General features: G+C 71.2%; 9 protein-coding genes. 3 read left to right on the forward strand and 6 right to left on the reverse strand.

The features are described from left to right. Positions 1 to 98: 98 nt before the first annotated feature. Positions 99 to 1,754: a LuxR C-terminal-related transcriptional regulator gene (locus DEJ46_RS40675; protein WP_150263520.1), complete on the reverse strand. Its 1,656-nt coding sequence runs from the start codon at positions 1,752 to 1,754 to the stop codon at positions 99 to 101. Positions 1,755 to 2,099: 345 nt separating this feature from the next. Here DEJ46_RS40675 and DEJ46_RS00945 point away from each other — a divergent pair, with 345 nt between their 5' ends. Both DEJ46_RS00945 and DEJ46_RS38940 read left to right on the forward strand, forming a co-directional pair. Further along, positions 2,100 to 2,915: a sulfite exporter TauE/SafE family protein gene (locus DEJ46_RS00945; protein ID WP_150263522.1), complete on the forward strand. Its 816-nt coding sequence runs from the start codon at positions 2,100 to 2,102 to the stop codon at positions 2,913 to 2,915. 316 nt (positions 2,916 to 3,231) lie between these two features. Further along, positions 3,232 to 3,561, forward strand: a complete 330-nt coding sequence (locus tag DEJ46_RS38940; protein ID WP_190622368.1) for a hypothetical protein — start codon at positions 3,232 to 3,234, stop codon at positions 3,559 to 3,561. A gap of 66 nt (positions 3,562 to 3,627) precedes the next feature. Here DEJ46_RS38940 and DEJ46_RS00955 read toward each other — a convergent pair whose 3' ends face one another. From DEJ46_RS00955 to DEJ46_RS00965, 3 genes are read right to left on the reverse strand one after another with little or no spacing between them, the layout of a single operon-like run. After that, complete coding sequence (locus DEJ46_RS00955) at positions 3,628 to 4,671, reverse strand: ABC transporter ATP-binding protein (protein WP_150263524.1); 1,044 nt, start codon at positions 4,669 to 4,671, stop codon at positions 3,628 to 3,630. Beyond that, positions 4,668 to 6,257: an ABC transporter permease gene (locus DEJ46_RS00960; protein WP_150263526.1), complete on the reverse strand. Its 1,590-nt coding sequence runs from the start codon at positions 6,255 to 6,257 to the stop codon at positions 4,668 to 4,670. The genes DEJ46_RS00955 and DEJ46_RS00960 overlap by 4 nt, the downstream gene beginning before the upstream one ends. 1 nt (position 6,258) lies before the next feature. Next, positions 6,259 to 7,278 (reverse strand): iron ABC transporter substrate-binding protein, encoded by a 1,020-nt coding sequence (locus tag DEJ46_RS00965; protein WP_150263527.1) that lies wholly within the window; start codon positions 7,276 to 7,278, stop codon positions 6,259 to 6,261. A 173-nt stretch (positions 7,279 to 7,451) separates the two neighbouring features. On the opposite strand from DEJ46_RS00965, the gene DEJ46_RS00970 reads away from it, so the two are divergent. Continuing rightward, positions 7,452 to 10,046 carry an AMP-binding protein gene (locus tag DEJ46_RS00970; protein ID WP_150263530.1) on the forward strand — a complete coding sequence of 865 codons (2,595 nt, stop codon included), beginning with the start codon at positions 7,452 to 7,454 and terminating at the stop codon, positions 10,044 to 10,046. 362 nt (positions 10,047 to 10,408) lie between these two features. On the opposite strand, the gene DEJ46_RS00975 is transcribed toward DEJ46_RS00970, so the two are convergent. Further along, a complete protein-coding gene (locus DEJ46_RS00975) occupies positions 10,409 to 11,464 on the reverse strand; it encodes a magnesium and cobalt transport protein CorA (protein WP_150263532.1) in 1,056 nt (351 codons plus the stop codon). Positions 11,465 to 11,645: 181 nt separating this feature from the next. Beyond that, complete coding sequence (locus tag DEJ46_RS00980; protein WP_150263534.1) at positions 11,646 to 12,248, reverse strand: TetR/AcrR family transcriptional regulator; 603 nt, start codon at positions 12,246 to 12,248, stop codon at positions 11,646 to 11,648. Positions 12,249 to 12,321 lie beyond the last annotated feature (73 nt).

Here is a 12,321-nt window from a genome sequence, read left to right on the forward strand (position 1 = left end):
CCTCCTGGCGACTCCGGCCGGCATCGACGGGAATCACCACTTCTGCTCCGGTGAGGGGCATGGTGATTTCCGACCATGCGGAGCACCCGGTCCTGGCGTCAGACGAGGTGGTGCTCGTGTGCCTTGGCGCTCGCGGCGGTCCGCGACGACACGTCGAGCTTGGCGAAGATGTTCTGTACGTGCCGGGCGACGGTGTGTTCGCTGATGACCAGGGCGGATGCGATCTCCCGGTTGCGTTTCCCTGCGGCGACCAGGCGCAGCACGGCCTCCTCTCGCGGTGTCAGGCCCAGGGCACTCCCGAGTGCGTGCCCGGGTGCCGCCTCCGCCGGGGCGCCGGAGGCGATCGCGTCGACCCGTACGACGTCCGGTGCGGCACCGATGTGCGCGAACACGGCACGGGCCGCCTCGAGTTCGAGGGCTGCCGTCTCGTCGTCGCCCAGGGCCAGACAGGCCCTGCCGATGAGCATCCGTATCCGTGCGGTCTCGTACGGTGCGTCGAGTTCCTGCCACCCCCGCTCCGCCTTCCGGAGGGCGATCAGGGCGGACCCCGCCTCACCGGCCGCCAGCTCGACGGTGCCGCGGGCGGCCGTCGCGATCACACCCAGTACCCCGCCCCGGTACCTCTCGGCGATCGTCCCGAGCTCGTCGCAGGCGCTCAGCGCGGCCTGCGTGTCTCCCGCTGCCAGCATGATCTCGACACAGGCGGGGAGCAGCCTCGCCCGCTCCAGAGGATCGACGGTCTCCTCGATCACGCGGTGCATCGCGGCGACCGCGGTGCCCTCGTTCCCTTGGGCCAGTCGGAGCAGGGCCAGCCCCGGCTGCGGATCCCCACCGCATCGGCTGGCGTCCCGGTACCCCTCCTCCGCCGCCGCGAACGCCCCCTGCAGGCGGTGGATCTCCGCCTGCCGGTAGTGCGACTGACCGGCTTCCCCCTGGGGTGTCTCCTGCCGGAACCGCTCGCCCGCCCGTTCCGCTTCAGCCAGTGCCTCCCGCCACGCACCGTGCAGCTCCATGATCTCGGCGCGGTGCACGAGGCACTCACCGCTGAAGGCCACCATGTCGGGCTGCTCTCGGCACCACACCGTCAGCGCCTCGGTCCACTCCTGCGCGCGGCGCAGCTCGTACACCGCACGGCAGGCGTCGATCACGGCGCAGTAGACCACGCCGGTGACAGCTGGGGAGAGGTCACCCGATGTGACGGCCACCATGGCCTCGTCCAGGAGTCCGAGGCCTTCCTCGACCCGTCCTTCCCTCACCAGTGCTTGCCCCTGCTCCTCCATGGCGAGGGCGAGCAGGTCCGCGTCCCCGAATCGTTCCCCGATCTCCGCTGCCCGGCCCGCCGTGGCGTAGGCGCCGGCGTAGTCACCGCCGGCCCGCAGCATCATGACCGCGGGCATGAGCAGATAGCCCTCCTCGACGCACCCGATCTCTTCGGCCTCGACGAGCCGATGCGCCCGCCCGAACCATCCGGTCGCGCGGCCGGTCTCCCGTCTGTACGCCAGATCGAACCCAGCCCAGAAGGCGCAGCGAGCCGCCTTCAGTGCCCTGGCGGTCCCCAGGTACGAGCCGTACGCCCGTTCCAGCGCGCTCACCATGTCCTCATGGCGGCCCGTCATGAAGGCGGACATCGCGAGCAGTTCGAGGTCCTCCGCCTTCAGCGGATTCACCCGGTCCGCGAGTTCCAGAGCCTTGTAGCCATCGGCCCACGCCCGTACTCCACAGGCGGTCCGGCCACGCTCAAGGTCGCCGGTCACGGCCTCGCCGACCGCCTTGCCAGCTCTGCCTCATGGCGCCTCCCAAGGGCATCTCAATTCTATGGGACGGACAGAAATGCATCCATTCATCCCCTTGGTCAGGCCCCTTCGGCCACCAGGAGTTCGGTATGCCGATCCGCGAAGGCGCGCACGCTCGCAGCGTCCGTGGAAAGGACGGGGACAGGAGGCCACCGGCATGTCCTACTCCGACGTCGTCGAGCTGCGGATCCTCAAGCCTCAGTGTTCGGTGGTCCCAACGAAGCGCCGTGCGGGCACCGGTGGTTTCACCCGAAGACGGAGCGATGTCGTAGCAGGCGGGGAGCTCCACCGGCGAGGATGCCTGTCGTGACCACCGACCGTGCCCTCGCTCCCCTCCGTTCCACGCACGCGGCGCCCTTGGTCTTCGGTGTGGGAGCCGCCATCGGGGTGCTCGGCGGCATGATCGGGCTGGGCGGAGCGGAGTTCCGTCTGCCTCTGCTGATCGGCCTCTTCGGGTTCGCCGCGCTCTCGGCCGTCATCCTGAACAAGGCGATGAGCCTCGTGGTGGTCCTGATCGCCCTGCCCGCCCGCCTCGCTGCCGTCCCCGCCGCCGAGGTCGCCGCACGCTGGCCCGTCGCGGTCAACCTGCTCGCCGGCAGCCTGCTCGGTGCATGGGCCGGGGCGTCCTGGGCCGTACGGATGCGCTCGGCGACCCTCTACAAGGTGCTGGCCGCGCTCATGGTGCTCATGGCGGTCGCTCTCGTCCTCGGTCACACCACCACGCTGGGGACCCTCGACTTGCCGCTGTGGGCACAGGTCCCCTCCGGAGTGGCAGCCGGGTTCGGCGTAGGGGTGGTCGCCGCGATCATGGGTGTCGCCGGAGGAGAACTGCTCATCCCGACGATCGTGCTGCTGTTCGGCGAGGACATCAAAGTCGCCGGCAGCCTGTCCTTGCTGGTCTCCCTGCCGACGATGCTGGTGGCCTTCGCCCGCTACAGCCGCGACGGCAGCTTCGCCGTCCTCGGCTCCAACCTCCGCTTCACCACGGTCATGGCCGTGGGCTCCATCGCCGGTGCCGTCTTCGGCGGCCTGCTGCTGGGGGTCTTCCCCGACCTGATCCTCATCCCCGCCCTCGCGGTGATCCTGCTCGTCTCCGCGGTGAAGCTCGCCCGGCACGGCTGACCGCGGAGACGAGCTCGCAGGGTTACGCCGGCAAGGCGCGGGGCTCCCGCTGGCCCGGCGGGCGATCGCGGCCCACGATCTGCGCGGACTCCGGCGGATCATCGACGGTGGAGCCGTGGCAAGGGCGAACAGCGCGAGGGAACGGGCGAGGAGCACGGTGACGGGCTCCCTGGTGGCATCGCTGTCCGCCGACGCGACGCCGGTCTGGTGGACGGTGCCGCCCTCGGACGGGGCGAGGAAGCCGCATGCGGGGTCGCAGCGGCCGGCCCGCTCGGGCAAGGCGTCCAGGTGGGCCAGAGAACCGCGGAGAGAGGCGGTGAACGCGGCCGGCTCGGCGGCGCATCTCGGCCTCGGCGAGCCGGGCGGCGAGCCGCGGCGGCAGGCCCGCCTTCACATCCCGGCAGGCGCCCGCTTCCCACACCCGCAGCAGTTCGCCGATCTCCTCCAGCGGGAGGCCCAGGCGAAGGTCAGGCCCTCCGCCGAGGTGATGCGGGCCGGCAACGGGCGGCGAGCAGATCTCGGGGACGAGGGACGTCCTTGGGCAGAGGGACCTCGCCGGCCCCTTCGCCTACCGTCGCTCCCATCCGGCATGAAGGTCGCGTGGTGGGGCGCCGTCGTCATCGGCTTCGTCAACGGCGGCCAGTGACCGGTCCGGCTGACGCAGAGAACAGCGACGGCACACCGCGTGGTGGCCCGGCCGGAAGCCTGCCGATCAGGTGCCGGGGTGCAGGGTGGCCTCGCCGGTGAGGCGTACGCCGACCCGCTGCCCCGGTGCCACCGACAGCGGAGTGGGGGTGCGGACGTCGACGGGGCGTTCCAGTCCGTCGACGCTCACCGTGATCAGGGCGTCGTGGCCGAAGAAGCGCACATCGGTCACGACACCTTCGGTGTCGGGGCCGCCCGCCCGCGCCAGCTGGAGTTGCTCGGGCCTCAGCAGCACCAGGCCTTCTCTGCGGCCCGCCGGGACGACGGCCAGTGGGATCCGCCCCAGCGCTGTCGTGGCCACGCCCTTCTCGGCGGTGCCGGGCACGAGCACGGCGTCCCCGACGAACGAGGCCAGCCACGGGTCCGCCGGCCGGTGGTAGAGCTCCTCCGGGGTGGCGCACTGGGCCACTCGGCCCTCGCGCAGGACGGCGACGACATCGGCGGTGGAGAGTGCCTCCTGCTGATCGTGCGTCACGAGCAGTCCGGTCGCGCCGCTCTGCCGCAGCACGGCGCGGACCTCCGCCCGTACGGCACCACGGAGTCCGCTGTCGAGGGCGCTGAACGGCTCGTCGAGCAGGACGAGATGGGGTTGCGGGGCGAGCGCGCGGGCCAGTGCCACGCGCTGCTGCTGGCCGCCGGAGAGTTCGTGCGGCATGCGGTCGCCGTACCCGGGCAGGCCGACGAGGTCGAGCATCTCCGCCACACGGGTGCGCTTGGCGGCGCGGTCGAGGCCGGTGAGCCCGAAGGTGATGTTCCGGGCCACGCTCAGGTGGGGGAAGAGCGCGCCTTCCTGGGGGACGATCCCGATGCGCCGCCGCTCGGGCGGCAGGTGGACGCCGGGGCCGCCGAGGAGCCGGCCGGCGACGGTGACCGTGCCGGCGTCCGCCTTCAGGAAGCCGGCGATCACCCGCAGCAGGGTGGTCTTGCCGCAGCCGGACGGGCCCAGCACGGCGGCGAGGGCACCGCCGGGGACGTCGAGGTCGAGCCCGTCGAGGACCGGGGCCTCCGGTCCGTACGCCTTGACCAGGCCGCTGACCCGGAGCTCGTTCATGTGCGGTGCCTTCCGAGGAGGTACGAGGGGACGGCTGCCAGCAGGATGAGCGCGGCGGCGTAGGGCGCGGCCGCGGCGAAGGACCCCGAGCCCGTCTCGGTCCACAGCCGGGTCGCCAGGGTGTCCGTGCCGGTGGGACGCAGCAGCAGTGTGGCGGGGAGTTCCTTCATGCAGACGACGAAGGTGAGGGCTGCGCCGGCCGCGACGCCCGGAGCGGCGAGCGGCAGCGTGACTTCCCGCAGCACTCCGAGCGGTGTGCGCCCGAGGGAGCGGGCGACGTCGTCCAGGACGGGGGGCGCCTGGAGGACGGCCGCCCGGGTGGCGGCCACCGCGACGGGCAGGAAGAGCACCGCGTAGGCGCAGACGAGGAGCGGTGTCTCCTGGTAGAGCGGGCGTGCGTAGCGGACGGCGAGGAAGACGAGTGCCAGGGCGACGGTGATGCCGGGGACGGCGTGGCCCGCGTACGCGGCCTGTTCGAGGAGTTGGGCGAAGCGGCCGCGGTGGCGGGCGGCGATGACGCCGACCGGCAGGGCGAGCAGGGCGGTGAGCGCGGCGCCGGCGGCGGCCAGACCGAGGGTGGTCAGCGCGGTGGTCGTGAGCGTGGCCGGGTCCCAGGTGGCGGAGGTGCCGACGGCGAGCCAGTAGCCGAGGGTGGCGAGCGGGAACGCGACGGCGAGGGCGACGATCGCGCCGCACCACGTGAGCGCGAGGGGCTTGAACCGCCCCAGGGCGGCGGGTACGGCCCGTCGCGCGGTCCCTGTGCCGCCGCGGGCGTAGCCGGCTCGGCCCCGGGTTCGGGTCTCGGCGGCGACGAGCAGCACGGTGATGAGGACGAGGACGGCGCTGAGCGCGGCGGCCGGGGTGCGGTCGAAGCTGGCCCGGTAGGAGGTGTAGATGCCGCGGGTGAAGGTGTCGTACCGCATGAGGGAGACGGCGCCGAAGTCGGAGAGCACGTAGAGCGCGACGAGGAGTCCGCCGCCGGCCGCGGCGGGTCGCAGCTGGGGCAGGGTGACCCGCAGGAAGGTCCGGAACGGCCCCTTCCCGAGGGAGCGGGCCACCTCCTCGTGTCCGGGGTCGGTGCCGCGCAGCGCGGCGGCGACGGGCAGGTACACGTACGGGAAGCTGGCCAGGGTGAGTGCGATCGCCGAGCCGGTGAATCCGGCGAGGGAGGGCGCGGCGGACAGCCAGGCGTAGGCGGTGACGTAACTGGGCACGGCCAGCGGCAGGGTGACGAGGACGGACCAGGCGCGGGCGGCGGGCAGGGCGGTGCGGACCGTGAGCCAGGCGAGGGAGACGCCGATGAGCAGGCAGGCGGTCACGACGACGGCCGTCAGGCCGAGGCTGTTCAGGAGCAGTTCGCCGGTGCGCTCCTCCGCGATGACGTCCCAGGCGTAGGCGGGGCCCCGTTCGAGGGCGCGGACGGCGAGGTAGCCGAGCGGCAGCACGGCGAGCAGTACGGCGGCCGTGGCCGGCACCGTCAGGATCCAAGGGGGCCGAACCGGGGCGCGCCGCCGCCCGGAGGGTGCCGTGGCACCTTCCGGGCGGGGGGCGTTCTCGGTCCGGACGGGAGCGTCCGGGGAGGTCATGTCAGACGAGCCCGACGTCCTGGAGCATGGCGAGGGTCTCCTTGAGGGAGTCGAGCCGGCCGAGGTCGATCCTGGGCGGCTGGAGGGTCTCCAACGGGGGGACGCCCTCGGCCGTCTTCACGCCGGCGGCCAGCGGGTACTCCTTGGTCTCCTCGGCGAAGTAGGTCTGGGACTCGGCGGAGAGGAGGAAGTCGACGGCCTTCTGGGCGTATGCCGCCTGCTTCTCGTCGGCGCCCTCGAGGATGCCGACGCCGGCGACGTTGACGAGGCCTCCGGGGTCGCCCTTGGGCAGGTAGTGGATCTTGGCCTTGACCTTGTCGGCGCCCTTCTCGGCGACCTGCTCGTACCAGTAGTAGTGGTTGAGCAGGCCGAGGGAGACCTCGCCCTTGTCGACCGCTTCCAGGACCTTGAGGTTGTTCTCGTACGCCTTGGGCTCGTTGGCCTTGAGGCCCTTGAGCCAGGTGCGGGTGGCGTCGTCGCCCTCGAGGACGCGCATGCCGGTCACGAAGGCCTGGAAGGAGGCGTTGGTCGGGACGAAGCCGATCTTGCCCTTCCATTCGGGCTTCACCAGTTCGTGAACGCTGTTGGGCGGGGTGGGGACCTGGTCGGGGTGGTACCCGAGGACACGGGCGCGACCGCTGACTCCGGTCCAGTCGCCGTTGGACCCGCGGTAGGCGGGGTCGACCTTGTCGAGGGTGGTGCCGGGGAGCGGGGCGAGGCGCTTCTCCTTGGAGAGCGCGCCGAGGGCGCCCGCGTCCTGGGAGAGGAAGAGACCCGCCTCGGTCTTGTCGCCCTCCTCCAGGAGCTGCGCGGAGAGTTCGGCGCTGTCGCCGTACCTGACCTCGACGTTGGCGCCGAGGTGCTTCTCCAGCTTCTCGATGAGCGGCTTCACGAGGTTCTCGTTGCGGCCTGAGTAGATGACCAGGTCGGCCGGTTCGTCGCTGCCGCACGCGGCGAGCGCCGGGGCGAGCAGGACGGCCGCGGCGATCGCGGTGAGCGCGCGGGCCAAGGGGCGACGCATAGAGGTGGGGGCCTTCCTGCCGTCTCGATCAAGAGAACCTGTGAATACGGCATTGATAAGGTAAAGCTAACCTAATAGTCAAGTCAGGGTTTGATAACGACAAGGCCGCGAATGGACATCCGGAAGTATCCCCGCCTCTTCTCGATAAGGAAAGGCTTACCTACGATGCGCCCGTGACGCTCCTTCCCGCCCCGCCCATCGGCGGCCACGCCCTCCCGCTCGCCCAGGACCTCGCGCTCCACGGTGACCGGACCGCCCTGGTGACCGCAGAGGGGACCCTCTCGTACCGCGAACTGTCCGAGCGGGTCGCCGAGACGGCGCGGCGTCTCGGCCCGCGGCGCCGCCTGGTCCTGCTGCCGGGGGCCAACACCGTCGGGGCGCTCGTCGTCCATCTGGCCGCCCTCGCGGCAGGCCACCCGGTACTGCTCGTGCCGGGCGACCACCCCGAAGCGGTGGCCGCGCTGACCTCCGCGTACGACCCGGACGTCGTGATCCACCCGGAGCCCGGCGACGAATGGCGCATCGAGGAGCGGCGTGCCGCGTCCGCGCACACGCTCCACCCCGACCTCGCCCTGCTGCTCAGCACCTCGGGCTCCACCGGCTCCCCCAAGCTGGTCCGGCTCTCGTACGAGAACCTCCAGGCGAACGCCGAGTCGATCGCCACGTACCTCGACATCCGCGACACCGACCGGGCGGCCACCACTCTGCCGATGCACTACTGCTACGGCCTGTCCGTGATCCACAGTCACCTGCTCCGCGGCGCCGGACTCGTCCTCACCGGACTGTCGGTCGCCGACGCCTGCTTCTGGGACCTCTTCAGGTCCGCCGGCGGCACCGCGCTCGCCGGGGTCCCGTACACCTTCGACCTTCTCGACCGGGTCGGTTTCGCCGACATGGAGCTCCCCCGGCTGCGGTACGTCACCCAGGCGGGCGGGCGGCTCGCGCCCGAACGGGTCGCGCACTACGCGGCGCTGGGACGACGACGCGGCTGGGACCTGTTCGTCATGTACGGCCAGACGGAGGCGACGGCCCGCATGGCCTACCTGCCGCCCGCGCTGGCCGCCGAGCACCCGACCGCGATCGGCGTCCCGGTCCCCGGCGGATCCTTCAGCCTGGAGCCGGTCGAGGAGGCGTCCGGCGGCGTGGGCGAACTCGTCTACACCGGCCCGAACGTGATGCTCGGCTACGCCCGCACCCCTGACGACCTCGCGCTCGGCCGCACGACCGACGCCCTGCGCACGGGCGACCTCGCCCGCCGCACCGAGGACGGCCTGTACGAGATCGTCGGGCGGCGCAGCCGCTTCCTGAAGATCCTCGGCCTGCGCGTCGACCCCCAGCAGATCGAGGCCCTGCTCGCGCGCCACGGCCTGGACGCCCTGTGCTCGGGCGACGACGAGCACATCGCCCTCGGCGTCGTCCACAGGCCAGGGTGGGACGAACGACGGATCCGAAGACGGCTGGCGGAGGTCTTCGGCCTGCCCGCCCGCGCCATCCGCGTCCACCTGCTGCCAGAACTCCCCCGTCTGGCCACGGGCAAGCCCGACTACCGGGCCGTACGCGCCCTGTGCCGCCTCTCCGAACAGGCGCCGGTCGCCGATGGCGGCGACCAGGACGATCTGTGCGCGCTCTACGCCCGGATCCTGGACCGCCCCGATGTGACGCCCGACAGCACGTTCGTCTCCCTGGGCGGCGACTCACTGTCGTACGTCGAGATGTCCCTCCACCTCGAACGACGCCTCGGCCTGCTGCCACCCCAGTGGCACACGACGCCCCTCCGCGAACTGGAGCGCCGCGCGACGACCCCCCGCGCGCGGGGCCGGTGGCGCCGGAGCGTGGAGACCAGCGTCCTGCTGCGCGCGGTGGCCATCGTCTGCGTCGTCGGCTCCCACGTCCGGCTCTTCGACATCCGCGGCGGAGCCCATCTGCTGCTCGCCGTCGCCGGGTTCAACTTCGCCCGCTTCCTGCTCTCCTCGCCCGAACGGCGCGAACGGACCCGCCGCTCGGCCCGCAGCATCGCTCGGATCGCCGTCCCCACCATGGTCTGGACCGCCTTCGCCCTCCTCATCAGCGACGACTACGACCTGTCCAACGTGCTCCTCCTGCACAACGCGCTCTGGCCGGAGGTCATGGGGACCGGTATCCACCTCTGGTTCGTCGAGGCCCTCGTCTACATCCTGTTGGCCATGACGGCTCTGCTTGCCGTCCCCGCCGTCCACCGCCTGGATCGTCGCTTCCCGTACGGGCTGCCGGTCGCCCTGGCAGGGGTCGGACTGCTCACCCGCTACGAACTCGTGGGCCTGCCGGACCGGGCTCACATCACCGACGCGGTCACCGTGTTCTGGCTCTTCGCCCTCGGCTGGGCGGCGGCCCGCTCCCTTACCGTGCCGCACCGGCTGCTGGTCACGGCGGCCGCCCTCACCACCGTCCCCGGCTTCTTCCCCGGCGAGCCGCGCCGAGAACTGTTCGTCATGCTGGGCTTCTGCCTGCTGGTGTGGTTCCCCACCCTGCCGAGCGTCCATCGAGTCAACCAGGTGGCCGGCCTGCTCGCGGGCAGCTCCCTGGCCATCTACCTGACGCACTGGCAGGTCTTCCCACTCGTCGACGACGTGTCGGAACCCCTCGCACTTGCCGTGTCCCTGCTCTTCGGAATCGGCTACGCGATGGGCGTCGACCGGCTCGTACGGCGCGTGTCCGCGCTCCGGCAGGGTGCGGTGCGGCGAGCTCCGCGCCTGCGAGGCAAGGGCCGGAGAAGTGCCGCTGTGAGCTGACCTGCCTGCTGCCACGCTGCCCGGCAGGTAGGCCGTGCCTGCTCCGACATGAAGCTGTGCCTGCCGGGCGAGGCTCGGCCACTGTGCTGACGGGCGGGCGCGGTCAGGCTGTGCCCGCAGTCAATCGACGGGCGTCGAACGGCAGCCACCGGCTGAGTCGACGGTGTCCGGAAGTGAGGTCGCTCAGCAGGGGCCCGGTGCAGCGCCGCCCGGCTGCCCATCGAACCGCTCACCCCGGCCACGACGCGCCGGCCCACCTGACACTGCTCTGACGCCGAGGACCGAGCGCCCGACCCTCGCGGCACGAGACAGCCCTCCGAACACCGCGTCGTACAGCAGCTGCCGGGCAAGAGCCCTCGTCCTCACTCCATAGGGGCCGCTTTCCTGCGCGGGACGGTGCTGGTCACCTCTGATGGCGGGGGTGGCGGACGGTTGTGGCGTCGGCGCAGCCAGACGTAGAGCATCAGGCACGGCAGCAGCAGCCCCACGAGCGTGAGGGTGAGGAACGCCGTGAAGCCGCCGATGTGGCCGACCAGCCAGCCGAAGTTCTGCCCGAAGAACCCGACCACGAAGGACAGCGGGAGAAACACACTCGCGAGGATGGTGAGCCGCTCCATCGTGGCGCTCTGCCGAAGATTGATCTTGTTCTGCTCGACGGAGATCACCGCGATGTTCGCTTCCAGGACCGTGGTCAGGAGGTCGCGCTGGGCGGCGACCTCCTCGTTCACCAGCAGCAGGTGGTCGTGCACGTCGCGGATGTACGGCAGGAGTGCGGGTGGCGACTTCCCGGGCTGCAGGCGCCGCCCCAGCACGGCGAGCAGGGGGTGCACGGCGCGGTAGAAGTCCGTCGCCTCGCGGCGCAGGAAGTAGATCCGTTGGGTCGGGGCGACCGCCCCCGAGAACACGGTGGCCTCGATCTGCTCGATGTCGCGTTCGAGCTCCTCGACGACCGGCGCGTAGCTGTCCACCACCTGGTCGAAAATGGCCCACAACGTGGACGCGCTACCGGTCTTGAGAAGCTCAGGGCGGCTTTCGAGTCGGCTCCGCGCCTCGTGCAGCTCGCTCGCGATGCCCTGGCGAACGGTGATCACGAAGTGTTCGGCGAGGAAGATGCTGATCTCGCCCGTGTCGACCTCCTCCCGCTCGTCGTCGTAGCGTGCCGTGCGCAGGATGATCAGTTCGGTGCCGTCCTCGTACTGCTCGGCCTTCGGCCGCAGGTGGAAGGTCCTGGCATCCTCGACGGCGAGCTCGTGCAGGCCGAAGACCTCGCGGACCCGCCGCAGTTCCTCAGGACCCGGTTCGAAGACTCCCAGCCAGACGAACCCGCCCAGCTTGCAGCGCGCGGCCGCCTGCTCCAGCGGCATCGCGCCCTCGTGCTGGCGACGCCCGTCCCGGTAATGTGCACAGTCGACGATCATGGCGTCCTCCTCGTCGGCCGACCACCGTGCGCCACCCGATGCTCACTGACGGCGTAGCACGCCGTGCCGACCTCCCAGAAGTAGATGCTCCTCCGACTTTCCGGGAATGTCCTCACGGTCAGGCGGGGGTGCACCATCGATCGGCCCGGCCCTGTCCCGGCACACCCTTCCCCAACAGGCTTCAGGTCGAGGCTGTGCCACGGAGGTACGCGGCGAGAATGGCCCGGGGTGAAACGGTCGCATCGATCGCCGTCCGGTGGAACACCAGCGAGTCGGTGAGGGCGATCAGTTCCTCGACGTGTGCGTCTGAGCTGGGGAGTCCTGCCCTGGTGAGGGCCGACGCGGTCATCTGCCGGGTGATGGCGTGCACCTCGGAATCCGCCGTCAGCTTCGCTCGGGCATGCGGCTCGTCGTGGAGTTCGAGAAGGAGTGCGTAACGGGCTCTCATATCGTCGCGGCGCGATGCGAGAGCCTCGACGAGTCCTGCGATCAGCACGGCAAGCTCGTCGACATCGAGGCTGCCTCCGGACTCGAACCTCCCGTTCAAGACCGCGGCGAGTTCTTCGGCGTCAGCCTTCGAACGGGCGGCGAGCGCGTCGACGATGAGTTCCACGAGCGCGAACCGCGTCTTGGCGTGGTACGAGGTCGATCCCTGCGGGATCCCCGCCTCACGGTCGACGGCTCGGTGCGTCAGGGCGCGAACACCGTCACGGGCGATGATCCGGATCCCGCTGCCGGCGATCGCGTCCCGGCGTTCGCTGCCACTCGTCGCATTCGAAGACACCCCTTGATGCTACAGGTGTAGAGTCTCGACCGCTGAGACTCTACACCTGTAGCGGGTGATGGATGCCGGGTCG

Source organism: Streptomyces venezuelae, from assembly GCF_008642375.1.
In the GTDB taxonomy this organism is placed as follows: Bacteria; Actinomycetota; Actinomycetes; order Streptomycetales; family Streptomycetaceae; genus Streptomyces; species Streptomyces venezuelae_G.

Bases quoted from the DNA above. Each gene is read 5' to 3' on its own strand.
- DEJ46_RS00955 (WP_150263524.1), bottom strand. From the start codon at position 4,671: ATGAACGAGCTCCGGGTCAGCGGCCTGGTCAAGGCGTACGGACCGGAG.
- DEJ46_RS00975 (WP_150263532.1), bottom strand. From the start codon at position 11,464: ATGATCGTCGACTGTGCACATTACCGGGACGGGCGTCGCCAGCACGAG.
- DEJ46_RS00960 (WP_150263526.1), bottom strand. From the start codon at position 6,257: ATGACCTCCCCGGACGCTCCCGTCCGGACCGAGAACGCCCCCCGCCCG.
- DEJ46_RS00965 (WP_150263527.1), bottom strand. From the start codon at position 7,278: ATGCGTCGCCCCTTGGCCCGCGCGCTCACCGCGATCGCCGCGGCCGTC.